At 71.1% G+C, this 23,612-nt stretch carries 21 protein-coding genes and 1 tRNA gene; 10 read left to right on the forward strand and 12 right to left on the reverse strand.

Features of this window, described 5'->3' with window-relative positions:
* Window positions 1–42: 42 nt before the first annotated feature.
* Window positions 43–116 (reverse strand) — tRNA-Gly (locus TR48_RS22470).
* Window positions 117–317: 201 nt separating this feature from the next.
* Between TR48_RS22470 and TR48_RS22475 the strand changes: the two genes are divergently transcribed.
* Together TR48_RS22475 and dcd are read left to right on the forward strand one after the other, a co-directional pair.
* A complete protein-coding gene (locus TR48_RS22475) occupies window positions 318–536 on the forward strand; it encodes a hypothetical protein (RefSeq protein WP_042370202.1) in 219 nt (72 codons plus the stop codon).
* 81 nt (window positions 537–617) lie between these two features.
* Window positions 618–1,193, forward strand: coding sequence for a dCTP deaminase (gene dcd, locus TR48_RS22480; protein WP_042370203.1), 576 nt, complete (start codon window positions 618–620; stop codon window positions 1,191–1,193).
* A gap of 10 nt (window positions 1,194–1,203) precedes the next feature.
* Here the strand turns inward: dcd and TR48_RS22485 are convergent, their stop codons facing one another.
* From TR48_RS22485 to TR48_RS22500, 4 genes are all read right to left on the reverse strand, one after another.
* Entirely contained in the window at window positions 1,204–2,070 is an 867-nt protein-coding gene (locus TR48_RS22485) for an alanyl-tRNA editing protein (RefSeq protein WP_042370244.1), read from the reverse strand.
* Between the two features lie 132 nt (window positions 2,071–2,202).
* A complete protein-coding gene (locus tag TR48_RS22490; RefSeq protein ID WP_152628108.1) occupies window positions 2,203–3,105 on the reverse strand; it encodes a Yip1 family protein in 903 nt (300 codons plus the stop codon).
* A 92-nt stretch (window positions 3,106–3,197) separates the two neighbouring features.
* Entirely contained in the window at window positions 3,198–4,127 is a 930-nt protein-coding gene (locus TR48_RS22495) for a LamG domain-containing protein (protein ID WP_042370207.1), read from the reverse strand.
* A 96-nt stretch (window positions 4,128–4,223) separates the two neighbouring features.
* Window positions 4,224–6,410 carry a (Fe-S)-binding protein gene (locus TR48_RS22500; protein ID WP_042370209.1) on the reverse strand — a complete coding sequence of 729 codons (2,187 nt, stop codon included), beginning with the start codon at window positions 6,408–6,410 and terminating at the stop codon, window positions 4,224–4,226.
* A gap of 246 nt (window positions 6,411–6,656) precedes the next feature.
* On the opposite strand from TR48_RS22500, the gene dnaK reads away from it, so the two are divergent.
* From dnaK to TR48_RS22530, 6 genes are all read left to right on the forward strand, one after another.
* The gene (gene dnaK / locus TR48_RS22505) at window positions 6,657–8,510 is read left to right on the forward strand and encodes a molecular chaperone DnaK (protein WP_042370211.1); all 1,854 of its coding nucleotides are present in this window, start codon (window positions 6,657–6,659) and stop codon (window positions 8,508–8,510) included.
* The gene (gene grpE / locus TR48_RS22510; RefSeq protein WP_042370212.1) at window positions 8,507–9,208 is read left to right on the forward strand and encodes a nucleotide exchange factor GrpE; all 702 of its coding nucleotides are present in this window, start codon (window positions 8,507–8,509) and stop codon (window positions 9,206–9,208) included. The genes dnaK and grpE overlap by 4 nt, the downstream gene beginning before the upstream one ends.
* Window positions 9,209–9,301: 93 nt before the next feature.
* Window positions 9,302–10,474, forward strand: a complete 1,173-nt coding sequence (gene dnaJ, locus TR48_RS22515; protein ID WP_042370214.1) for a molecular chaperone DnaJ — start codon at window positions 9,302–9,304, stop codon at window positions 10,472–10,474.
* A gap of 1 nt (window position 10,475) precedes the next feature.
* Window positions 10,476–10,925, forward strand: coding sequence for a heat shock protein transcriptional repressor HspR (locus TR48_RS22520; protein WP_439654489.1), 450 nt, complete (start codon window positions 10,476–10,478; stop codon window positions 10,923–10,925).
* 425 nt (window positions 10,926–11,350) lie between these two features.
* The gene (locus TR48_RS22525; protein ID WP_161789884.1) at window positions 11,351–12,382 is read left to right on the forward strand and encodes a LuxR C-terminal-related transcriptional regulator; all 1,032 of its coding nucleotides are present in this window, start codon (window positions 11,351–11,353) and stop codon (window positions 12,380–12,382) included.
* Between the two features lie 204 nt (window positions 12,383–12,586).
* On the forward strand, window positions 12,587–13,114 hold the full coding sequence (locus TR48_RS22530) for a hypothetical protein (protein WP_152627118.1): 528 nt from the start codon (window positions 12,587–12,589) through the stop codon (window positions 13,112–13,114).
* Here TR48_RS22530 and TR48_RS22535 read toward each other — a convergent pair.
* On the reverse strand, window positions 13,092–14,210 hold the full coding sequence (locus TR48_RS22535; protein ID WP_084729656.1) for a TDT family transporter: 1,119 nt from the start codon (window positions 14,208–14,210) through the stop codon (window positions 13,092–13,094). The genes TR48_RS22530 and TR48_RS22535 overlap by 23 nt on opposite strands.
* Before the next feature lie 70 nt (window positions 14,211–14,280).
* Here TR48_RS22535 and TR48_RS22540 point away from each other — a divergent pair, with 70 nt between their 5' ends.
* Entirely contained in the window at window positions 14,281–15,240 is a 960-nt protein-coding gene (locus TR48_RS22540; RefSeq protein WP_042370217.1) for a LysR family transcriptional regulator, read from the forward strand.
* A gap of 79 nt (window positions 15,241–15,319) precedes the next feature.
* Here TR48_RS22540 and TR48_RS22545 read toward each other — a convergent pair whose 3' ends face one another.
* Both TR48_RS22545 and TR48_RS22550 read right to left on the reverse strand, forming a co-directional pair.
* On the reverse strand, window positions 15,320–16,603 hold the full coding sequence (locus tag TR48_RS22545; protein ID WP_042370218.1) for an MFS transporter: 1,284 nt from the start codon (window positions 16,601–16,603) through the stop codon (window positions 15,320–15,322).
* A 180-nt stretch (window positions 16,604–16,783) separates the two neighbouring features.
* Window positions 16,784–17,578: a nitrilase-related carbon-nitrogen hydrolase gene (locus TR48_RS22550; RefSeq protein ID WP_042370220.1), complete on the reverse strand. Its 795-nt coding sequence runs from the start codon at window positions 17,576–17,578 to the stop codon at window positions 16,784–16,786.
* Between the two features lie 118 nt (window positions 17,579–17,696).
* Between TR48_RS22550 and TR48_RS22555 the strand changes: the two genes are divergently transcribed.
* The gene (locus TR48_RS22555) at window positions 17,697–18,524 is read left to right on the forward strand and encodes a maleylpyruvate isomerase family mycothiol-dependent enzyme (RefSeq protein WP_042370248.1); all 828 of its coding nucleotides are present in this window, start codon (window positions 17,697–17,699) and stop codon (window positions 18,522–18,524) included.
* Between the two features lie 181 nt (window positions 18,525–18,705).
* On the opposite strand, the gene TR48_RS22560 is transcribed toward TR48_RS22555, so the two are convergent.
* The 4 genes from TR48_RS22560 to TR48_RS22575 all read right to left on the reverse strand — a co-directional run.
* Window positions 18,706–20,103, reverse strand: coding sequence for an MFS transporter (locus TR48_RS22560; RefSeq protein WP_042370222.1), 1,398 nt, complete (start codon window positions 20,101–20,103; stop codon window positions 18,706–18,708).
* A 72-nt stretch (window positions 20,104–20,175) separates the two neighbouring features.
* Window positions 20,176–21,195 carry a trypsin-like serine peptidase gene (locus TR48_RS22565; RefSeq protein ID WP_052442892.1) on the reverse strand — a complete coding sequence of 340 codons (1,020 nt, stop codon included), beginning with the start codon at window positions 21,193–21,195 and terminating at the stop codon, window positions 20,176–20,178.
* 131 nt (window positions 21,196–21,326) lie between these two features.
* Complete coding sequence (locus TR48_RS39125) at window positions 21,327–22,448, reverse strand: M64 family metallopeptidase (RefSeq protein ID WP_052442893.1); 1,122 nt, start codon at window positions 22,446–22,448, stop codon at window positions 21,327–21,329.
* A 135-nt stretch (window positions 22,449–22,583) separates the two neighbouring features.
* Window positions 22,584–23,612 (reverse strand): dihydrolipoamide acetyltransferase family protein (locus TR48_RS22575; protein WP_042370251.1); only part of this gene is annotated, 1,029 nt, incomplete at its 5' end.

The raw sequence follows: 23,612 nt of genomic DNA on the forward strand, positions 1-23,612 counted from the left end.
GCCCAGGCTGGGGATCATGTCCCTGACCTGGGCCTTTACTGCTGGAGCGGGCGACGAGAATCGAACTCGCGCTCTAAGCTTGGGAAGCTCATGTTCTACCATTAAACTACGCCCGCCTGATCACCCGTCAGAAACGGTCGATCCATCTTCACTCTACCCCATCGTGTACCTCACGTGCAGCGGTGGTGTCTCCGTGTGCCGTGGGCGTACTGTGACGCCCTGGGCGGCCGGGGGACGGGTCGGCGAGCCTGTGGGCGGTATGTCCGGAAGATCCCCTAATGTGGCATGGCTGGCCTACGGCTTGGGGAGAGGATGCAATGGAGCGCACTGTCGTCCGTTGTGCCGAAGGGCACCTGTTCAGCACCGCGAGTTTCCCGCTGCAGAATCTGCGACCCGCGCGAATCGGCCCTGGACGGCTGATGCGGTGTCCTCAGTGCGCACGACTGCGCAGCGCGGTACCCGCGGACCTGGCGGTGCTGTCGACGGAGCAGATCACGCAGGCGCTGCGGCGGGAGGCTGTGGACTTCCTCGCGTAGCGCGCGTGGCGAGAGGGAAACGAGAAACGGACCCCCGTGCCGGATTGGGCGGGGGTCCTGCCATGCACGTAGGCTCGACCCGTGCTGCTCTCAGACAAGGACATCCGGAACGAGATCGAGTCCGGTCGTGTGGTCATCGACCCCTTCGACCCGGAGATGATCCAGCCGTCCAGCATCGACGTGCGTCTCGACCGGCTCTTCCGGGTCTTCGAGAACCACAAGTACCCCCACATCGACCCGGCGGTCGAGCAGCCCGACCTGACCCGGCTCGTCGAGCCGGAGGGGGACGAGCCGTTCATCCTGCACCCCGGCGAGTTCGCGCTGGCCTCCACCTACGAGGTGGTGACGCTGCCGAACGATATCGCGTCGCGCCTGGAGGGCAAGTCCAGCCTCGGCCGGCTGGGCCTGCTGACGCACTCCACCGCGGGCTTCATCGACCCGGGGTTCAGCGGCCACGTGACGCTGGAGCTGTCGAACGTCGCCACACTGCCGATCAAGCTCTACCCGGGCATGAAGATCGGCCAGCTGTGCATGTTCCGGCTGACCTCGCCGGCCGAGTTCCCTTACGGGTCGGAGCGCTACGGTTCGCGCTACCTCGGCCAGCGTGGCCCGACCCCGTCCCGGTCGTACATGAACTTCCACCGGACCAAGGTCTAGGACCGACGCCTCAGGCTCGCTTCGGCGTGGTGGTCACGGTCAGCTCGGTGCCGTCCTCGTTCAGGCGCAGCTCCGCGCTCAGTGCGGCCAGTTCGCCCAGGTGGTGCAGGTGGGTGCCGCCGCAGAAGATCGACGCGTGGCCCTCGGGCAGCTCCGCGTGCCACTCGCGGCGCGCGGTGAGCTCCGGGCCGGGCGCCTCGATGCGGACGGAGGAGTCGGCGGCGACCCAGGCGGCCAGGCGGGCGTTGACGGCGTCCGTGATCGCCGGGAGGTCCTCGGCGAGGCCCTCGGCCGTGAAGCCCTTCTTCCGCAGCGACTTGCCGATCCGGTACACGTCGTAGCTTGCGGCGGTGTCCATCCGCGAGGTGTCCATGGCGAGCGAGTCGAAGTCCGGGTTGCCGTGCGAGTCGGCGCGGCCCGGGTCCTTGCGCCAGCGCGGCGCCAGCGCCGCGTTGAGGGCCAGCGCCAGCAGGTGGCAGCCGGTGTGGGAGGCGCTCAGCGCGGCCCTGCGGTCGGCGTCGACGAGCAGCTCGACCTCCTCGCCCACCGCGACCGGCTCGGCCAGCACGTGGACGACCAGCCAGGCCCAGTCGGCGTCGCCGCGTCGCACCGGGATGTCCGCACCGACCGCGAACTCGCCCTCGGGGCCGACGCCGCCGGTGACGCAGTCCAGCACCGCCAGACCGCCGAGGGTGCCGGTGTCGGCGGGCTGGTCCGGCCAGGTGTGGTCGAGCGGGTGGAACGGCGTGCGCTCGACCACGACGCCGTGGCGGCCGTCGGGGAGCGCCAGGCAGGCCACGACCGTGGACCGGTCCGCGACGCCTCCGGCGGGGAAGGTCACCTGGGTGGAGGCGGCGGGAAGGGACGGCGCGGTCATGAGCGGGCTCCGTTGCACGGTCGGGGTGGCACGGTCGGCGGCTCGCACGGCGGGGTCGCCGCCGTGCGATCGTACGATCGAGGGTCTGCCGACCATTGAACAACAATCCGCGCCGACCGGGCGGCTCCGGCCTCAGCCCAGGGTCGGGAGCTTGATCAGCAACAGCAGCATGATCAGCTGCAGCGAGCCCGCCGTCAGCGCCTTGCCCCAGGGCAGGTCGTGCAACTGGCGCACCATGGCCGCCAGCAGCCACGCGCACAGCACCCAGGTCGCCCAGCCGAGCGTCTGCACCGCGCCGTTGCCGGTGCCCAGGAAGAGCGCGAGCAGCAGGCGCGGCACGTCCGTGAGCCAGGAGATCAGCATGGCCAGGGTGACCGTCGGCGCGTAGGCGCCGTCCCCGCCGAGGCGGCGGGCCAGGGCGTGGGTGACGGAGCCGAGCATCAGCCCGCACAGGACGAACCCGACGGCGCTGCTGAAAAGGATCATCAGGGCGACGGTGAACGTCGAGTGCAGCACGTCGTCGCTGGTGCCGCCGAAGGCGAACCCGGCCAGCAGCCCGTAGCCGGCGGAGACCGCCAGCGCCGGGCCCCACGCGTGGTGGGTGCGCATCTGCGCGAAGGTCCGGGTGGGGTGCCGCACGATGCCGCGCAGCAGCTCCCGCCACGGCAGCCGCTCCGAGCCGACCTGCGGGTGCGGCTGCCCCGCCTGGTAGACGGCGACGTGCTCGTCGGCCCCCTGTCCGTCGGGACCGGCGTAACCGTCGAAGCCGCGGTACCCGTCACGGCCGTCCGGTCCGTAACCGTCGAAGCCGCGGTACCCGTCACGGCCGTCCGGTCCGTAACCGTCCCGTCTGTACCCGTCCGGCCCGTAACCCTCCGGGCCGTAGCCGGCGTAGCCGGCCGCCGGCATCTCGGGCACGGTGAAGGCACGGGTGTGACCGCGCTCGTCGGCCGGATCGACCGCGACCGGCTGCGGGGCGGGCTCGGCCTGCCGCCGGCGCTCGCCCCCGCCGATCTTCATTCCTCGTAGACGCACAATCCGACGGTACCCGCCCGGGGGACGGCCGACCGATCGCGGGATCACCCGGAACACAGCTGTGACACGGGCGGGACGGTGTGCCCGCGCCCTCAGTTGACCAACCAGGAGTGCACCGGCTTCACGCCGGAGGCGTCGTGCACGGCCTCCGCCACCTGGCTCGCACTCAGTGCCCTGTCCCAGATCTGGACGTGGGCGATCGCCCCGTCCCAGTTGTTGCCCCACACGTTCTTGTAGCGGATCCGGCCCAGCTGGAGAGCCCCGTCGTTCTGCCAGACGCCCGGCGCCGGGCTCGTGTCGGCGAGCTTGCCGTTCACGTACAGGTCGAGCGCGTGGTGAACGGCGTCGAACGTCCCGGTCAGGAAGACCCAGGAGTCGAGCTTCGCCTCGCCGGGGCTGTAGGCGGCGCGCGTGTACGCGTCCGAATTGCCCGCCCGCGTCTGGACCTTGAAGACCCAGCCGTGGTGGCCGGGCCAGTAGTCGCGGCCGAGCGCGAAGGTGTAGTAGCCGCCCGCGCCCTGGCTGAGCACCATGGCCGCCCCCTGCGCCTGCTTCAGCAGCACCCACGCGGAGACGGTGAAGCTGCGGGTGGTGTCCACCACGGGCCCCGGCGCGGTCGCGTAGGCGTCCGGGGAGCCGTCCAGCCACAGCACCTTGCTGCCGTTGCCCGGACGCACCTGCGCGCCGGCGGCGTACGTCAGCGGCACCCCGCCGAGCGAGTCCTCGAGGACGGTGGCGGCGGGAGCCGCGCTCGCCGACGCGCTGGGTGCGGCGCCGGCCGACCCGGACGCGCGCACCGGGGCCTGGGACGCCGACGCCACGGGTGTGCTGCCGCCGCTGCCGTCCACGGCCTTCATCCCCGCCCCGCCGACCACCGCGCCGAGCAGGAACGCACCGCCGACGCCGCCGATCAGGCGCAGACGGTTGCGCCGCCGCTCCTCGTCGTGCCGGTCCGCGAGCGCGTTCCAGTCCGGCTCCGGGGGCCGGACGGACGGAGGGGGCTGATAACCGCCGTAACTCATGGGGAAGATCCTAATGAGCAGTCACGAACGCACCGACGGCCCCCGACCGCTCGAGCGATCGGGGGCCGTCCATGGTGCGAGCAGGGCGCTCCGGGCTCAGGACGAGACCGGCTCCGGTGCCTCGGCCTCGGCCTCCGGCGCGGCCGGGTCGGCCTTGACGGACTCCAGCAGCAGCTGGGCGACGTCGACGACGCGCAGGGTCTCCTTGGCCGCGCCCTCGTTCTTCTTGCCGTTGACCGAGTCGGAGAGCATCACCAGGCAGAACGGGCAGGCGGTGGAGACGATGTCGGGGTTGAGCGACAGCGCCTCGTCCACGCGCTCGGTGTTGATGCGCTTGCCGATGCGCTCCTCCATCCACATCCGCGCGCCACCGGCGCCACAGCAGAAGCCGCGCTCCTTGTGGCGGTGCATCTCCTCGTTGCGGAGCCCCGGCACCTTCTCGATGATCTCGCGCGGCGGCGTGTAGACCTTGTTGTGGCGGCCCAGGTAGCACGGGTCGTGGTAGGTGATCAGGCCCTCGACCGGGTTGACCGGCAGCAGCTTGCCCTCGTCGATCAGGTGCTGCAGCAGCTGGGTGTGGTGGATGACCTCGAAGTGGCCGCCCAGCTGCGGGTACTCGTTGGCGAGGGTGTTGAAGCAGTGCGGGCAGGTGGCGACGATCCGCTTGACCGGCGCGGCGTTCAGCGTCTCGACGTTCTGCGCGCCGAGCATCTGGAAGAGGAACTCGTTGCCCAGACGGCGCGGGGAGTCACCGGTGCAGGTCTCCTCCTTGCCGAGGATCGCGAACTTCACGCCCGCGGTGTGCAGCAGCTCGGCGAAGGCCTTGGTGGTCTTCTTGGCCCGGTCCTCCAGGGCGCCGGCGCAGCCGACCCAGTAGAGGTACTCGACCTCGGCCGGGTCGATGTCCTCGCCGATGACCGGCACCTCGATGCCGGTCTCCTTCTTGAGCTCCTTGACCCAGTCCAGGCGCGCCTTGGTGGCCAGGCCCCAGGGGTTGCCCTTGTTCTCCAGGTTCTTGAGCATCGTCCCGGCCTCGGTCGGGAAGTTGCTCTCGATCATCACCTGGTAGCGGCGCATGTCGACGATGTGGTCGATGTGCTCGATGTCGACCGGGCACTGCTCGACGCAGGCGCCGCAGGTGGTGCAGGACCACAGCACGTCCGGGTCGATGACGCCGTTCTCCTCGGCGGTGCCGATCAGCGGGCGCTCGGCCTCGGCAGCGGCGGCGGCCGGGACGTTCGACTTGTCCTCACCGGCGAGCAGGTAGGGCGCCTTGGCGTAGGCGTGCTCGCGCAGGTTCATGATCAGCAGCTTCGGCGACAGCGGCTTGCCGGTGTTCCACGCGGGGCACTGTGACTGGCAGCGACCGCACTCGGTGCAGGTGGAGAAGTCGAGGATGCCCTTCCAGGAGAACTCCTCGACCTGGGAGACACCGAAGACGGCGTCGTCGGCCGGGTCCTCGAAGTCGATCGGCTGGCCGCCGGAGTGCATCGGCAGCAGCGCGCCGAGCGCGACCTCGCCCTTGGCGTTGCGCTTGAACCAGATGTTCGGGAAGCCGAGGAAGCGGTGCCAGGCGACGCCCATGTTGGTCTTGAGCGAGACGACGATCATCCAGATGAACGAGGTGGCGATCTTGATCATCGCCACCAGGTAGACCAGGTTCTCGACCGTGCCCGTGGACAGGCCGCGGAAGGCGACCGTCAGCGGGTAGGAGAAGAGGAAGTTGACCTCGTAGGAGTGCACGCCGCGGAGCACGCCCTCCAGTCCGCGCAGGGTCAGGATGGCGAGGCCGATGATCAGGACGACCGACTCGACGAAGTAGGCCTGACCGGCGTTGGAGCCGGCGAAGCGGGACTTGCGGCCCGGCTTGTTCGCCTTGCTGAGCTGGCGGATCACGATCAGCACGATGATGCCGAGCGTGGTCAGCACGCCGATCAGCTCGGTGAAGACCTCGTAGGGCGCCCACTTGCCGATGACCGGGAGGGTGAAGTCGGCCGAGAAGAGCTGGCCGAAGGCGTTCACCAGGGTCAGCACCAGCGTGTAGAAGCCGACGGCGACGAACCAGTGGGCGACACCGACGATGCCCCACTGGTTCATCCTGGTGTGGCCGAGGAACTCGCGTACGACGGTGACCGTGCGGTCCTTCCAGTCGTTGGTGCGCGAGCCGGCGGGCACGTTCTGTCCGAGCCGGACGAAACCGTAGATCTGGAGGAACGCGCGCGCGAAGAGCGCCACGCCGACCACGGCCAGGACCAGCGACACGATGATCGCGGCGATTTGCATGCGGGCTCCTCAAAGGACCACGGAGCGACAACTACCCAGCAGTAACTTATCTCAGTTCAAGCTGAGCGTAGCGATTCAGGTACCCAATCCCCAGTCGAACCAGAGGTGACATAGCGCACCACCGCCCATGCGGCGTAGGGGCGACATAAACTTGAGCCGTTCCCACTCATGTCTGTTGACGAACCGCGAGGCGTCAGGCACTCTTGAGTCTGTTCAGCTCAACTTCCTCTCTTGGAGGGTTCCACGATGGCTCGTGCGGTCGGAATCGACCTCGGTACGACGAACTCTGTCGTCAGCGTCCTCGAAGGCGGTGAGCCCACCGTCATCACCAACGCCGAGGGCGCCCGGACCACACCGTCCGTCGTCGCCTTCGCGAAGAACGGCGAGGTCCTCGTCGGCGAGGTCGCCAAGCGACAGGCGGTCACCAACGTTGACCGCACCATCCGCTCGGTGAAGCGCCACATGGGCACCGACTGGAAGATCAACCTCGACGGCAAGGACTTCACGCCGCAGCAGATCTCGGCCTTCGTGCTGCAGAAGCTGAAGCGCGACGCCGAGTCCTACCTGGGCGAGAAGGTCACCGACGCGGTGATCACCGTGCCGGCGTACTTCAACGACTCCGAGCGTCAGGCGACGAAGGAGGCCGGTGAGATCGCGGGCCTCAACGTCCTGCGCATCGTCAACGAGCCGACCGCCGCCGCCCTGGCCTACGGCCTCGACAAGGACGACCAGACCATTCTGGTCTTCGACCTCGGTGGTGGCACCTTCGACGTCTCGCTGCTGGAGATCGGCGACGGCGTCGTCGAGGTGAAGGCCACCAACGGTGACAACCACCTCGGTGGTGACGACTGGGACCAGCGCGTCGTCGACCACCTGGTCAAGCAGTTCCAGAACGGCCACGGCGTCGACCTGTCCAAGGACAAGATGGCGCTCCAGCGTCTGCGCGAGGCGGCGGAGAAGGCCAAGATCGAGCTCTCCTCGTCCAGCGAGACCTCGATCAACCTGCCCTACATCACGGCCTCCGCCGAGGGCCCGCTGCACCTGGACGAGAAGCTCTCCCGCTCCCAGTTCCAGCAGCTGACCTCGGACCTGCTGGACCGCTGCAAGACTCCGTTCCACAACGTCATCAAGGACGCCGGCATCGCGCTGTCCGAGATCGACCACGTGGTCATGGTCGGCGGTTCCACCCGTATGCCGGCCGTCGCCGAGCTCGTTCGCGAGCTGACCGGCGGCAAGGAGCCCAACAAGGGCGTCAACCCGGACGAGGTCGTCGCCATCGGCGCGTCCCTCCAGGCCGGTGTCCTCAAGGGCGAGGTCAAGGACGTCCTGCTGCTCGACGTCACCCCGCTGTCCCTCGGTATCGAGACCAAGGGCGGCATCATGACCAAGCTGATCGAGCGCAACACCACGATCCCGACCAAGCGCTCCGAGATCTTCACCACGGCCGAGGACAACCAGCCGTCCGTGCAGATCCAGGTCTACCAGGGCGAGCGCGAGATCGCGGCGTACAACAAGAAGCTCGGCATGTTCGAGCTGACCGGTCTGCCGCCGGCGCCCCGCGGTGTCCCGCAGATCGAGGTCACCTTCGACATCGACGCCAACGGCATCATGCACGTCTCCGCCAAGGACCTCGGTACCGGCAAGGAGCAGCGCATGGCCGTCACCGGCGGCTCGGCCCTCCCCAAGGAGGACATCGAGCGGATGATGCGCGAGGCCGAGCAGTTCGCGGAGGACGACCACCGTCGCCGCGAGTCCGCCGAGACCCGCAACACCGCCGAGCAGCTCGTCTACACGACCGAGAAGTTCATCAAGGACAACGAGGACAAGGTCCCCGGCGACATCAAGGACGAGGTCAACGCGGCTGTCGTCGACCTGAAGGACAAGCTGAAGGGCGAGGACAGCGCGGCCATCCGCGAGGCCTCCGAGAAGCTGTCCACCGTCTCCCAGAAGCTCGGCCAGGCGCTCTACGCCCAGGCCGGCGAGGCTTCCGCCGCGGCCGGCGGCCCGCAGGACGCGCCGCACGCCGACGCCCACGTCGAGGACGACGTCGTGGACGCCGAGATCGTCGACGACGAGAAGCGCGAGGGCGGTGCCAAGTGACGGAAGAGACGCGGGGCAACGCTGAGGAGCCCGGCGCCGCTTCCGGCAAGGCCGCCAAGGGTCGGGGCGCGGCGGGCGAAAAGCCCGCCGCGGCCCCGGCCGCGGCGGAGGAGACGGAGGCGGGCACCGAGTCCGTCGCCGACCTGCGCAAGCAGCTGACCGAGCGCACCGCTGACCTGCAGCGGCTCCAGGCGGAATACCAGAACTACCGCAAGCGCGTCGAGCGCGACCGGGTGACGGTCCGTGAGATCGCCGTCGCGGCGATCCTGGAGAACCTCCTTCCCGTCCTGGACGACATCGGCCGCGCCCGCGACCACGACGAGCTGACGGGCGGCTTCAAGTCCGTCGGCGAGTCGCTGGAGACGGTCGTCGCCAAGCTGGGCCTGCAGCAGTTCGGCAAGCAGGGGGAGGCCTTCGACCCCCAGCTGCACGAGGCGCTGATGCACAGCTACTCGCCGGACGTCGAGGAGACGACGTGCGTGCAGATCCTCCAGCCCGGGTACAAGATCGGCGATCGGATCATCCGCCCCGCGCGGGTGGCCGTGGCCGAGCCGGAGCCGGGCGGCTCCTCCGTCTCGGAGGGCGCCAAGGAGGAGAAGACGGACGCCAAGAGCGACAACTCCGTCGGTGCAGCCAAGGACTCCGAGGGCGCCAAGAGCGCCAAGGGCTCCAAGGACGAGAGTGACGCAGAGAAGTAGCCGACCGGGGTCGGCCGCGGGCGCGCGAGAGCGGGCGTCCCGGCCGGCCCCGGACCGTACGATCACGATCAGCAGCGGTGAGGAGGGAGCGCGTTGAGCGGCAAGGACTACGTGGAGAAGGACTACTACAAGATCCTGGGCGTGCCCAAGGACGCCTCCATCGCTGAGATCAAGAAGGCCTATCGGAAGCTGGCCCGGGAGAACCACCCCGACGCCAACAAGGGCGACAAGGCCGCCGAGGAGCGCTTCAAGGAGATCTCCGAGGCCAACGACGTCCTGTCCGACCCCAAGCGCCGCAAGGACTACGACGAGGCGCGCGCCCTCTTCGCCAACGGCGGCTTCCGTCCCGGCGGCGCCGGCGGCGGCTTCAACTTCGACCTCGGCGACCTCTTCGGCGGCACCGGCCAGACCACGACCCAGAGCGGCGGGGGTTTCGGCGGCGGCGTGGGGGACCTGTTCGGCGGCCTCTTCGGCGGCCGCGGGCGCGGCACCACGACGCAGCCGCGACGCGGCGCGGACGTGGAGTCCGAGGTGACGCTCAGCTTCGTCGAGGCGGTCGAGGGCGCCACCGTCCCGATCCGGATGACCAGTCAGGCGGCTTGCAAGGTCTGCTCGGGCACCGGCGCGAAGGCGGGCACCACCCCGCGCGTCTGTCCGACCTGCGTCGGCACCGGCTACGTCAGCCGCGGCCAGGGCAACTTCGCGCTCAGCGAGCCCTGCCGGGACTGCAAGGGCCGCGGGCTGCTGGTCGATGACCCGTGCGAGGTCTGCCACGGCAGCGGGCGGGCCACCTCGGCGCGCACCATGCAGGTGCGCATCCCGGCCGGTGTCGGGGACGACCAGCGGATCCGGCTCAAGGGCAAGGGCGCCCAGGGCGAGCGCGGCGGCCCCGCGGGCGACCTGTACGTCACGGTCCACGTCACCGCGCACCCGGTCTTCGGGCGCCGTGGGGACAACCTCACGGTGACCGTGCCGGTCTCCTTCCCGGAGGCGGCGCTCGGCGGCACGATCCGGGTACCGACGCTCGGCGGCCCGCCGGTGACCATGAAGCTCCCCTCCGGCACGTCCAACGGCCTCACCATGCGGGCCCGCGGCAAGGGCGCCGTGCGCAAGGACGGCACGCGTGGCGATCTGCTGGTGACGGTCGAGGTGGCCGTCCCCCCGAAGACGGAGGGCGAGGCCAAGGAGGCCCTGGAGAAGTACCGCGACGCGACCTCCGCGGAGGACCCGCGGGCGGCGTTGTTCAAGGCGGCGGAGGAGGCGTGAGATGCCAGGCATGACGGACGGGCCCGGCGGCGGCCGGAGGGCGGCGTACCAGCTGACGGAGTACACCCCGGTGTACGTCATCTCCGTGGCTGCGGAGCTGAGCGGTCTGCACCCGCAGACCCTGCGGCAGTACGACCGGCTCGGCCTCGTCTCCCCCGACCGCACGGCCGGTCGCGGGCGGCGCTACTCGGCCCGGGACATCGAGCAGCTGCGCGAGGTTCAGCGTCTCTCTCAGGAAGAGGGCATCAACCTCGCGGGCATCAAGCGCATCATCGAGCTGGAGAACCAGGTCGCCGCGCTCCAGGCGCGGGTGGCTGAGCTGCAGGGCGCGGCGGAGGCCGCGGCCGCCGCGGTGCACGCCTCGTACCGTCGTGACCTGGTGCCGTACCAGCAGAGCTCCGCTCTGGTCGTCTGGCGGCCCAAGCCGCGCCCGGACGGCGGCGCACGCTAGACATGCAGGCGACAGGCATGCAGAACCGAGGGACCGTGTCCGGGGAGGCACGGTCCCTCGGTCTTTGCAGACCCCGGTCGTCGAGGAGGATCGACCGGGGAGACTTTAAGGTTCTAGCGAGATGCGGTGGCGGTCATGTGGCCGCCGTCCCACACGCTGTCCGCAGAGGCCGTGGCGACGCCGCCGAACAACACCGCAGCACTGAGGGACAACGCCACAACAGCAAATCTCAAACCGCGACGCGTGGAACGCATGACACAACTTCCTTCCGAGCGCAGGTCACCGGATCTTACGATGCTTGACCAAAGCTGCTCCCCCGAGACCGTCATCCATCACAATGGGGCACGAACGTGACAGGACGGGCTGCGGGTCAGTGGCAACAAGTGGCAGGTCTTGAAATGGCCAGAGGAGATTCCGGGATCAAAGTGGACGAATCAAGGTCGCCCAGTGAACTGCTTCCCCCGGAGCTCAGTCCGGCCGCGGTGAACGTCTACCGGCGGGCCCTCGAGGAGGGAGAGTTCCGCTTCGAGGACGCCGTGGCGGTGTCCGGTCTGCCCCGTGACCAGGTCGCCGAGTGCCGGGACGCCCTCGTGGCCAGCCAGCTGCTCCAGCCGTCCTCCGAGAGCCCCGGGACCTTGGTGCCCGTCAATCCCGAGCTCGCCATAGCACGATTGGCGGAGCCTATCGAGAGCACGATCCGCTCCTACCGCCAGGCCATGGAGAGCACCCGGGAACGGCTCCTGCTGCTCATGCCCGCCTACCTCGGACGGACCGCGTCCGGCTCCGCCTCCGGCGGCCTGGAGATCATCACCGAGGCGGCCGAGGTCCAGCTCCTGGTCAACCACGCCGTCGACACCTGCAGCAAGGAGTGGCTCTCCGTTCAGCCCGGGGGCGCCCGGGACCCGATAGCGCTGCAGCAGGCCCTCCCGCGCGACCTGGAGGCCGTGCACCGCGGGGTCCGGGTGCGCTCGCTCTACCAGCACACCACCCGCACCCAGCTCAGCATCCGCTCCTACGTCTCCGCGATGGCCGAGGCCGGCGCCCAGATACGCACCGCCGACCAGCTCGCCGAGCGCATGTTCATATTCGACCGCGAGCTCGCGTTCATCCCGCGACGCAGCCAGCCCGGTCAGCCGCCGGGCGCCGTCGTGGTCCGCGAGCCGGTGCTCATCTCTTTCCTGTGCACCCTCTTCGACCAGTTCTGGGCGAACGCCATGCCCTTCATCACCGACGGCCCCGGCTACCAGAACGTCTCCAGCGAGCTCCGGGTCGCCCTGCTCGGCCTGCTGGCGCAGGGCCTCAAGGACGAGGTGGTGGCCAAGCGGCTCGGCATGTCCGTGCGCACCTGCCGCCGTCACATCGCCTCCATCATGCAGGAGCTCGGCGCGGAGAGCCGGTTCGAGGCGGGGGTCAAAGCGGCACAGTTGGGGCTGCTCACAAGCTCAGAGCTCGAGTGACCGTGCATCTCATGCCACTACCCGGCAGTTTGATGTCACAGGCGGAATCTGGACGCTCACGTGTTCTCCCCAGCACCATCGAAGCATCCCCCCAAGGGTTGCCGGCGCCGGCACCTGATTCCCCCGTCTGACCGAGCAACACTCATCCCGCAACGTACGGGAGTTGTCGTTGCGCGGTCAACCATGTCGATGGAGCCGATCGTGATGACCGAGCTGTCCGACGCGGAGCTCGCGGCTGACGCACGCCGCACCATGCGCGTCTTCCTCGCCGCCCCGTCGCTGCGCCTCACCGGTCCTGCCGACGGCGTCTTCAGCCTGGCTCTGCGCGGCAAGATCTCCTCCCTGCGCGAGGCCCTGCTCGACGCCGGCGTGAGCGTCTTCAGCACGCACCACGACGACGTGTGGACCACCCGCGGCGTCGGTGTCGGGCTGCGCGTCCCGTCCGCGTTCCGCGCCATGCAGTCCGCCGACCTGGCCATCGCCTATGTCGGTTCGCCGCTCTCCGCCGGGGTCGGCATGGAGCTGGGCTGGGCCACCGCGCTGCGCAAGCCCGTCGTGCTGCTGGTCGACAAGGCCGTCGCCCACAGCCCGATGATCTCCACGCTGGAGGAGGTCTCGCCGGTGCTGCCGCTGGAGTTCGACACCACCTGGACCGACCAGCAGCTCCGGCACACGATCATCACCGCGCTCGACTGGGCGGACACGTCCCTCACCTACCCCGAGGCGTCCTGACGAACGGCGGTAGCGACCGGGCCGTGCGCACCGCCGCCACGGCCCAGGCCGCGACCAGCAGCGCGTAGAGCGCTGCCGACACCACGGCGAAGGCATCCGATCCGGTGCGGGCGTAGAGGCCGGCCGCACCGGTGACGCAGGTGCCGACCGGGAAGGTGTACGCCCACCAGGTCATCGCGAAGGGCATGCCCTGCCGCAGCCCGCGCACCGTCGCCGCGCCCGCCACCGCCAGCCACAGCAGGGCGAAGCCGAACACCGGCACTCCGTACAGCAGCGCGAAGCCGCCGAAGACCGCGGGACCGTGCGCGGCGAACTGGCTCACCGCGGTGACCGACTGCCCCAGCGGACCCAGCACCAGGAAGAGCGTGGGGATCAGCACCGGCGGCAGCGGGCCCTCGTGGGCCAGCCGCGCGAAGATGCTCGGCAGCAGCGTCAGCACGGCGATCAGGCTCATGCCGAACATCGCGACACACGCGAACAGCATGGTCTGCTGCGCCTGCCCTGCCGGCAGATGGGGGATCAGCGCCGGGCCCAGCGCGGCGGACACCATCGGCGCGACGACCGGCAGCAGCCAGGTGGGCACGGCGTCCGCGCGGGCGACGTCGTAGCGGGTCACCAGCCTGAACATCACCGTGCCGGCGGCCCAGAGCCCGTAGAGCGTCCCCAGGGTCCACAGCACGGCGTCCACGGCCAGGCCCGGGCCCGGTCCCAGCAGCGGCTCGCCCGCGCCCAGCGCGCCGAAGCCGACGGCCGTCAGCGCCATCGGCGGGCAGCCGAGGAAGACGGCGACCGAGGGCTCCTCCAGCGGCCGGACCCGGGCGCGGTCCAGGCGGCCGACCAGGCGGACCGCGACGAGCGCGAGCAGCCCCGCGAGGCCCAGCACCCAGAACAGCTCCGCCCACACCGTCGGCAGCCCGCCCGGCAGGACGTGCGCCCCGTTGGCGACGATCGCGGTGCCCATGACCGCCGCGTACCAGTTCGGGCCGAAGCGACCGGCGGCCCCGACGGCGGGACTGTCGGCGAAACGGTCGGTGAAGCGACCGGTGAGGCCGGTGAACCGCCTGGTGAGCGGCATGCTGAGGGTGCTGGTAGCCATGCCTCCATGCTCGTTCCGGCCCGCGCCCGCCAGTAGGGACCGATCTTCGATGGGGACATAAGCTGGATCTATGAGCTCGACCCCAGGCGGCCCGGTCACCACCCCTCTCTCGCCGCGCGTGCCCGAGCTCGGCGCGCTGGAACTGCTGCTCGCCGTGGTCCGGCTGGGCAGCCTCGGCCGGGCGGCGGCGGAACTGGGCGTCACCCAGCCCGCCGCCTCGGCGCGGATCGCCGCCATGGAGCGGCAGATCGGCGTCACGCTGCTGGAGCGCTCGCCGCGCGGCTCCCGGCCGACCGAGGCGGGCGCCCTGGTCGCCGAGTGGGCGGCCCAGGTGGTCGGCGCCGCGCGGGCGCTGGACGCCGGGGTCGCCGCGCTGCGGGAGCGCCGGGACGCGCGGCTGCGGGTCTCCGCGAGCCTGACCGTCGCCGAGTACCTGATGCCGGGCTGGCTGCTTGCCCTGCACGCGGCGCTGCCCGACACCGCGGTGACGCTGCGCGCGGCGAACTCCACCGAGGTGGCCGCGCACGTGCTCGACGGGGAGGCGGACCTCGGCTTCGTCGAGGGCGTGCGGATCCCGGCGGGCCTGGACGGCGTGGTCGTGGCGCGCGACCGGCTGCTGCTGCTGGTCGCTCCGGCGCACCGCTGGGCCCGACGGCGCACCCCGCTCTCGCCCGCCGAGGTCGCCGCGACGCCGCTGATCCTGCGGGAGCAGGGCAGCGGCACCCGGGAGGTGCTGGACGCGGCGCTCGCCCCCTCGGGCGGCCTCGCCGAACCGCTGCTCACCCTCGCGTCGACCACCGCCCTCAAGTCGGCGGCGACCACCGGCGCGGGGCCCGCGGTGCTGAGCGAGCTGGCCGCGGCCGACGACCTCGCCTCCGGTCGTCTGGTGGCCGTTCCGGTCACCGGCCTCGACCTGGAACGACCGCTGCGCGCGGTGTGGCCCAAGGGCGCCAAGCCCAAGGGCCCGGCCCGCGAACTGCTTTCGCTGATCCGCGCCCAGCGCGCTCCGAGACCGGACCAGCGCGGCTGAGCCCCGCCCGGGGACGCTCGGGACCGCGGGGGGCGCAGGGTGGGGCGCCGCGCAAGCCGACAGGGCCCGCCCTGAGGCGTCAGGCCTCGGGGATGTCGCGCCAGCCGCGCAGCGGGGAGGCGAGGAGCCAGAAGCCGGTGGCGGCAAGGAAGGCGGTGGCGACCCAGAGGGCCGTGTGCAGACCCAGCCAGGTGCCGACGATGCCGCCGAGCAGCGCGCCCAGCGGCATCGTGCTCCAGACCATCCAGCGGATGCCCGCGTTGACGCGGCCGAGCAGTTCCTTGGGGATGGTCGACTGCCGGTAGGCCATCTGCGCGGTCTGGTAGACCGCGCCGCCCGCGTTGAAGACGGCCCAGCCAAACGAGTAGAGGATCAGGCCGTAGCCGGGCGAGGCCAGCGGCATCATCATCGCGAACGGCGCGCAGACGATCAGCGACAGCCACATCACCCTGGCGTTGCCCACCCGGGCCGTCAGCGGCCTGGCCACCAGGCTGCCGACGAAGCCGCCCAGCACGCCCGCGCCGAGCACGACGCCGACCACCGGGGCCGGGGCGTGCAGGCTGCGCACGAGGTAGACGACCTCGAGGCTGCCCACCGCGACGATGCCGAGGTTGGCCGTCGCGGTGCAGCAGGCGATCGCCCGCAGCACCGGGTTGCGCCAGGCGTAGCGCAGACCCACCGTCATCGCGACGCGGAAGCTGACGGGCGTGGTCCGGCTCCGGTCCGGCTCGCGCGCCGGGTCCGGCGAGCGCATCAGGACCAGCGTGGCCGCCGCGATCACGTAGGAGACGCCGTCGACCGCGACGGCCCGCGCGGCCGTCACCACACCGGCCAGCAGTGCGCCGAGGGCCGGGCCCGCGGCGTCGGAGGCGGTCTCGGTGGCGTTCAGCTTCGCATTGCCGTCGACGAGTTGGTCGCGCGTCAGCACGTTGGGCAGGTAGCTGAGGTCGGCGATGCCGAAGAAGACGCCGACGCTGCCCACCGCGGCGGTCACGACGTACAGCTGCCAGAGGTGCACGTGCCCGAAGAAGGCGACCGCCGGGACCGACCCCATGGCCACCGCGCACAGGACCTGACACCAGATCATCAGCCGACGCTTGCGCAGGCGGTCGACGGCGACGCCGGCGGGCAGCGAGAGGACCGCCGCGGGAAGGCGGCGGGCGAGGCTCAGCATGGCGATCTGGAAGGTGGTCGCACCCACGTCCTGAACGGCCATCAGCGGGATCAGCAGCGTGGAGACGGCCGAGCCGAGGTCGCTGGTCGCGCCGCCGCCCCAGAGCAGCAGGAAGTCCCTGTCGCGCCACAGCGATGTACGCGCCTGTGAGGGGAGAGGCGTCGCGGTGGACGCAGTTTTGTCAGGCACTCATCACATTTACCGCATAGTGCCCCACAGGCCAACCAGAATGCGGTGTGAGCGCTGATCACCATGTCTGCTTTACGGAACCCTCACCACATCTGCCACCACGAGCGTCGGTGACAGCTTCCTGCCACCGCCGGATTTCCGGTTCCGGTCACCGCGCCGACACCGCACCGAGCGTCGCGGTCACCACTTCTGACGGTCCCGCAGCACCGGGAACTCCGCGCGGGTGCGCTCGACCACGGCCGGGTCGAACTCCACCGTCAGCACCTCCTCCGCGCTGCCGGACTCGCCGCCGTTCGCCTCGCCCAGCACCGTCCCCCACGGGTCGACCACGACGCTGAGGCCCGCCTGCGGCACGCCTGTGTGCGTGCCCGCGTTGTTGCACGCGAAGACCAGCGCCTGCTCCTCCACCGCACGCGCCCGCGCCAGCAGCGACCAGTGCGCGGCGCGGCGGGCCGGCCACGCCGCCGGGACGACGAACAGCTCCGCGCCCTGGTCGATCATCGCCCGGAACAGCTCGGGGAAGCGCAGGTCGTAACAGGTCGCCAGACCCATCCGCCCGAACGGCGTGTCCACCACGCACAGCTCCTGCCCGGCCGCCATCAGCGCGGCCTCACCGCTGTCGAAGCCGAAGCGGTGGATCTTCCGGTACCAGGCGTGCAGTTCGCCGTCCGGCGCGAAGAGCAGCGAGGTGTTGCAGAGCGGACCCTCCGGGTCCCGTTCCACGATCGACCCGGCGTGCAGCCAGACGCCCGCGTCGCGGGCGGCGGCGGACATCGCCTCGGCGGTCGGGCCCTCGAGCGTCTCCGCACCGGTGGCCCACGCCTCGTAGGCGAAGCCGCCGAGGGGCCACAGCTCGGGCAGCACCACGAGGTCGGCGACGCCCCGCTGTGCGCGGACCAGATCGGCGATCCGGGCCCGGCGTTCGTCGGCGGACTCGCGCTCGTTCACATCGATCTGGACAAGAGAAGCGCGCACGGTACCACCCGTTTCGTCAAGAGCCCTACGATCAACACCGGAAAGCGCTGCCTGGGGACACCAGGCAGCGTAACGTGCCGATAGCGAAGTTGGCTGCTCCGCCTGAGGGGTCGTGAACGTGACCGACAAGCAGACCGTCCAGGCGTACGCCGATGCCTGGACCCAGTCCATCGAGGCCATATCCGAGCTGGTCGCCCCGCTCCCGGAGGGAGCGTGGAACCGGCCGACCGAATGCCCGGGGTGGTCCGTGCGGGACGTCGTCTCGCACATCATCGCCATGGAGTCCGAGCTGCTGGGCGACCCACGCCCGATCCACACGCTGCCACGCGATCTGCGGCACGTCGTGGACGAGTTCAGCCGCCACTGCGAGGTGCCGGTGGACAAGCGCCGGTGCCACACCGCGGTGGAGATGGCCTCCGAGCTGGAGTACACCATCATCCGCCGCTCGCGTGCGCTGCGGAGCGACCGCTACACGCCGACGGACGAGGTCCGCTGGCCGATGGGCCCCTACAGCCGGGACGTCCCCTTCCACCAGCTGCTGCGCACCCGCGTCTTCGACGTGTGGACCCACGAGCAGGACATCCGCAGGGCCCTCGGCCGGGCGGGCGATCTCGACTCCGCGGCGGCCGCCATCACCCGCGACTACCTGATCGAGATGCTCCCCCGCGCCGTCGCCAAGCTGGCGGGCGCCCCCGCCGGCACGACGGCCGTCTTCGACGTTCACGGCGAGCAGGAGTTCATGCGCACCGTCCACGTCGACGCGGACGGCCGCGGCCGCGTCGACGGCGAGGTCCTCCTCGCCCCCGCGGTGGCCCTCAGCATGGACTGGGAGACCTTCTCCCGCCTCGCCTGCGGCCGCGTCACGGCCCACGCGGCCGACGTCAAGGTGGAGGGCGACGAGGACCTCGCCCGCCTGATCCTGGACAACTTCGCCGTCACACCCTGAGCAGGCTTCGCTCCGGCGGGACACCCCGGGGCGCGAGGAACTGCACGAGAAGCCACTGACGAGCGGGTGGTCCTCATCGAGCAGGGCCATCCGCACGCCGGTGGTCGCTCGCGCGGTTCCTCGCACCCCCGGGCAGTGCAGCGACCTGCGGGAGCGAACTGCGCCGCTGGGCGCTCGGGCCCTAGGCCGCGGCGCGGGCGACGGGGACGGCGGTGGCGATGAGTTCGCGTTCGCGCGCGAGCGCGCGCTTGCGGAGGCGGAGGATCTGGAGGATGCCCAGCGCCATCGGCAGGTACAGCATCGCGAACGCCGCGCGGAAGCCGTTCGCGGTGTAGTGCGTGCCGCCGCCCGGGGTGTTGAGGTCCAGGACGAGGCCGATCAGGAAGAGGGCCAGGACCGCGGCGACGAAGCCGCCCATGTTGACGATGCCGGAGGCCGTGCCGACCCGCTCCGGAGGGTTCACCGGGCGGGCGTAGTCGAGGCCGATGAGGGACGCGGGGCCGTTGCTGCCCATCACGACCGCCAGGACGACCAGCAGCCACATCGGGACGTGGCCGGCCTGCGGCCAGGTCAGGACCGCGGCCCAGGCCGCGCCCGTGGTGAGCACGACCGCGAAGACCGTCGGCGTCCGCCAGCCCGGTCGGCGGGACATCAGCTGGCCGAAGAGGACCGCGAAGCCCATGCCCGCGACGATCACCAGGCTGAGCAGCGCGCCGGAGAGCGCGCGCGAGAGGTGCTGGCCGGACATGAGGAAGGGCATGCCCCACAGCAGCAGGAAGCTGGACGCCGGGAACGCCGTGGTGAAGTGGACCCACATGCCGAGCCGGGTGCCGGGCTCACGCCAGGACGCGTGGATCTGGTCGCGCAGCGAGAAGCCCGGTGCGGGCGGGGGCGAGTCGGGGACGCGTGCGCTCCGGCGCACGAGCAGCGGCTCGCGCGGCGCGCTGTCCGGCGTCTCGCGCAGGACCAGCACCACCAGGGCCAGCACGCCGAAGCCCAGCAGCGCGGTCGTGCCGAACGTCGCCGTCCAGCCGGCGCTGTGCAGGACCTGGGAGAGCACCAGCGTCGAGACCAGGTTGCCGACCGTGCCGACCAGGCCGGTCAGCTGGGCGATGAAGGGGTTGCGGAAGATCGGGAACCAGCGCGAGCCGATCCGCAGCACGCTGACGAAGGTCATCGCGTCGCCGCAGCCCAGCACGCCGCGCGCCAGCAGCGCGGGGGTGAAGGAGGTCGCCAGCGCGAAGCCGAGCTGCCCGGCGGTGAGCAGCACGAGGCCCGCGCTGAGGATCCGGCGCGGGCCGTGGCGGTCGACCAGGAGGCCGACGGGTATCTGCATCCCGGCGTAGACCAGGACCTGCAGGATGGAGAAGGTGGACAGCGCCGAGGCGTTGATCCCGAACCGCGCCGCCGCGTCCACCCCGGCCACGCCGAGGCTGGTGCGATGGATCACCGCGAGGACGTAGACCGTGACGCCGATGCCCCAGGCCAGCCAGGCGCCCCGGCCGCCCGGCGGCTCGCGCCGCACCGGGGCGGGGGGTGTGGAGGTGTCGGGTGCGCTGGTGGCGGGGTCGGCTGTCATCGTGGCCGCATCCTAATTGGTAGGACGAATCATCCCGGCCGGTGTCCACCGTGTGAAACTTGCAGGCACCAACTAGTGAGACTCGGCCCAGTTGAACAGCGTGAAGATCCGACTGTCGAAGAACGGGCTGTAGCTGGTCCAGCTGTTGGGTCCGCCCTCCTCGTACCCGCCCGTGATGCCGACCAGGTAGCCGGTGTTCCCGTTGAAGCCGAGCAGCCACGGGCCGCCGGAGGTGCCGCCGAAGAAGCCGGTGCACAACAGCACCAGCTGGCGGTAGCCCGAGAGCCGGCTGGTCGGGTAGTTCGGGTGGCAGCGGATCGCCTGGTCCGCGGAGTCGGCGGTGATCTTCGGGTAGCCGAGAGCGGTCACGTTCATGCTGTAGGTCGTCGGATGGCTGAGCCAGTTGCCGCCGGTGACCTTCTGGATCTCCTGGCCCTCGCCGTTGGGGGCCACCTGCGCGAAGGCGTAGTCGTAGTCGCTGGTCGCGGCGGTCCCGGTGTAGTGCGAGTCCTTGAAGACCTTGGTGACCGCCCAGATCCCGTAGGGCTGCTGGGCCGCCCCGTGCTGGTACTTCGGCACGTACGCCATCCAGCTGCCGGGGTTGCAGTGCGCCGCCATGATGATCAGGTTGCCGTGGGTGCTGTCCACGACGCTGGCGGTGCAGTAGTGCGTGGTCATGTCCTTGGAGGCGTAGAAGATGATGCCCGTGCTCGACGCGCCCGCGAAGTGGGACGAGCGGGCGATCGAGGCGCTCGTCGCCGCGCGGTAGCCGGTCGTGGCGGCTGTCCGCGGCGCGTCGCCCGGGGTCGCCGCGTCCAGCCGCGCCGTGGTCCAGAAGCTGGCGGCAGCCGCGGCGTTCCAACTGCCGGCGGAGGTGACCGCGACCCGCGGGGACACCGCCATGGATCCGGTCCCGGGTGCTCCCGGCGCCGCGGACGCGGACGACTGGGCCGAGGCTGCGGCGGTTGCGCCGCTCCCGCTGATCTCGGCCAGTGCGGAGGGTGCGAACACGGCACCCAGCACGCCCACCGTCACCAGCGCCGCGACGCCGGTCCTGACCCCTCCGAAGCGGCGCCGTCTGCGCTCACCCACGTGGAACTCCCCACCCTCTGATTTTCGTCTTTACACACTCTCATATGACTGCTCGTCCGCTGATCACGTCACCGCCTGCCGTTAGCAGGACGTGACCTGTGCGTTTCCTCTGCGGGTGATGAGAGGCGACGTCAGGACCGGCCGACCGGCCAGGCCGCCCGGCCCTGCATCCGCGCCCGTCGGAACGCCTCGTCGCGCACCCATGACGTCTCGTCGGTGACGACGGCCCGGACGACGACCCCCGCACGGGGGCGCAGCCCGAGCGCGCCGGTGTCCAACGCCAGGCCGCCCTCGCGCACCGCGCGCGACGGCGCCGGACGGCCGTCCACCGTCCAGCTGACGGTCAGCCGGCGGCCGTAGCCCGGCAGCAGCAGCGGTCGGACCCGCAGGATCCGGCCCGCCCGCACCGGCCCGGCCTGCGGCGTGGGAGCGAGGGCGTCGAGCGGGCGCAGCTGCCGGTAGAGGGACTCGATGATCGCCTCACGGCAGGGCAGGTTGTAGACGCCGCCGAGGGTCCGCATGATCGAGTCCTGGGTGGGCCGGTACAGCCCGTTGGCGCCGCGGTACGCCCCCACCACCCCGCCCGAGGGGTCGGCCGCGCCGAGCCAGCGCCACCACTTCGCGTGCGCTGCCGCCATCGCGTCGGCGCCCTGGTCGGACAGGTTGGGGTAGGCGGCGTCCCCGCCCGGCGCGGCGTCGTACTCGTCCCCGAGGCCGCCGACGGTGTGCCCCATCTCGTGCTCGATGATGCGGGTCGCGTCCGCCGCCCCGCCGGACAGCGTGGTCACGCCCCTGCCGCCCGCGCCGCCGTAGTCCGTGGAGTCGGCCAGGGCGATCACGTACCGGGGCCCGGTGGCCGGTCCGGCCCAGTGGTCCACGGCGTCGTCGTCGGCGCAGAGCAGGCGCGGCGTCCCGCCGCAGCCGAAGTGCATGCCGAGCGGCGAGCCGACGCCGATGCCGGAGTGCGGCGAGACCAGATCCACCCGCCTGACGTCGAAGAACCGCGCGTAACTGCGGAACGGCTCCACGGAACTGATGGCCCGCCAGGTGGCCTGCGCCTGCGCGCGGAAGCGGGGCAGCTCCGCGGCGGTGTAGCCGTCCCCGATCAGCACGATGGTGATCCGGTTGCCGGCCGGGCCGTTGTCGACGAGGTCGACAAAGTCCGCGACGTGCGCCGCGCACGCGGAGGCCGGGACAGGGGCGACGCCGAACAGCACCGTGAACAGCAGCAGGAGAGTGGCAGAGAGCTTCACTCAATGCAGAACGAAGGCGCAGCGCGACCGTTGTTGCACCATTCGGGCAATTCGGAACAACGGGCGGCCCGGACAAGGTCCCGGACAAGCACAACGCGGGGAACGGCATGGTGCCGTTCCCCGCGTCGGGGCCGGCTACTGCCAGCTGATCAGCTTCTTCGGGTCCTGGAGGATCGCCGCGGTGTCGGCGAGGACCTTCGAGCCCAGCTCCCCGTCCACCATGCGGTGGTCGAAGGAGAGGGCCAGCGTCGTCACCAGGCGCGGCACGACCCGGCCCTTGTGCACCCACGGCAGCTCCCGGACCTGGCCGAAGGCCAGGATCGCGGCCTCGCCCGGGTTCAGGATCGGGGTGCCGGAGTCGACGCCGAAGACGCCCACGTTGGTGATCGTCACCGTGCCGCCCTGCATCGCCGCCGGCGAGGTCTTGCCCTCGCGGGCCACCTCGATCAGGCCCGTCAGCGCCTGGGCCAGCTCGGGGAGCGCCATGCTGCCCGCGTCCTTGATGTTCGGGACGATCAGGCCGCGCGGGGTGGCCGCGGCGATGCCGAGGTTGATCGCGCGCTTGAAGACGATCTCCTGGTTGGCCTCGTCCCAGCTCGCGTTGATCTCCGGGTGGCGCCGGATCGCGATCAGCAGGGCCTTGGCGACCAGCAGCAGCGGGCTGACGCGGACGCCCGCACCCAGCTCGCCGGTCTCCTTCAGCTTGGCGACCAGCTTCATCGTGCGGGTGACGTCCACCTGGACCCACTCCGTCACGTGCGGGGCGGTGAACGCGGAGGTGACCATCGCCGCCGCCGTCGCCTTGCGGACACCCTTGATCGGGACGCGGGTGTCGCCCTGCGCCGAGACGACCGGCGCGGCCGGGACCACGGCGGGCTCGGCGACGGCAGCGGCCGGAGCCGAGGCGGCGGGCTCGGTCGCCGCGGCGACGTGCGCGTGCACGTCCTCGCGGGTGACCGTGCCGTGCGGGCCCGTCGGGGTGATCGCGGCCAGGTCCACGCCGAGATCCTTGGCGAGCTTCCGGACCGGGGGCTTGGCCAGCGGACGCTCGCCGGAAACCGGGGCGGCCGGGGCGGGAGCCACCGGAACCGCGGGCGCGACCGGTGCGGGCGCGGCGACCGGGGCCGGCGCGCTGTAGACGGCCTCGCCGGCGGTCTGCACGAC

It is taken from the genome of Streptacidiphilus neutrinimicus (assembly GCF_000787815.1).
Taxonomy (GTDB): Bacteria; Actinomycetota; Actinomycetes; order Streptomycetales; family Streptomycetaceae; genus Streptacidiphilus; species Streptacidiphilus neutrinimicus.

Bases quoted from the DNA above. Each gene is read 5' to 3' on its own strand.
- TR48_RS22475 (WP_042370202.1), top strand. From the start codon at position 318: ATGGAGCGCACTGTCGTCCGTTGTGCCGAAGGGCACCTGTTCAGCACC.
- TR48_RS22485 (WP_042370244.1), bottom strand. From the start codon at position 2,070: ATGACCGCGCCGTCCCTTCCCGCCGCCTCCACCCAGGTGACCTTCCCC.
- TR48_RS22495 (WP_042370207.1), bottom strand. From the start codon at position 4,127: ATGAGTTACGGCGGTTATCAGCCCCCTCCGTCCGTCCGGCCCCCGGAG.
- TR48_RS22500 (WP_042370209.1), bottom strand. From the start codon at position 6,410: ATGCAAATCGCCGCGATCATCGTGTCGCTGGTCCTGGCCGTGGTCGGC.
- dnaK (WP_042370211.1), top strand. From the start codon at position 6,657: ATGGCTCGTGCGGTCGGAATCGACCTCGGTACGACGAACTCTGTCGTC.
- TR48_RS22520 (WP_439654489.1), top strand. From the start codon at position 10,476: ATGCCAGGCATGACGGACGGGCCCGGCGGCGGCCGGAGGGCGGCGTAC.
- TR48_RS22530 (WP_152627118.1), top strand. From the start codon at position 12,587: ATGACCGAGCTGTCCGACGCGGAGCTCGCGGCTGACGCACGCCGCACC.
- TR48_RS22535 (WP_084729656.1), bottom strand. From the start codon at position 14,210: ATGGCTACCAGCACCCTCAGCATGCCGCTCACCAGGCGGTTCACCGGC.
- TR48_RS22540 (WP_042370217.1), top strand. From the start codon at position 14,281: ATGAGCTCGACCCCAGGCGGCCCGGTCACCACCCCTCTCTCGCCGCGC.
- TR48_RS22560 (WP_042370222.1), bottom strand. From the start codon at position 20,103: ATGACAGCCGACCCCGCCACCAGCGCACCCGACACCTCCACACCCCCC.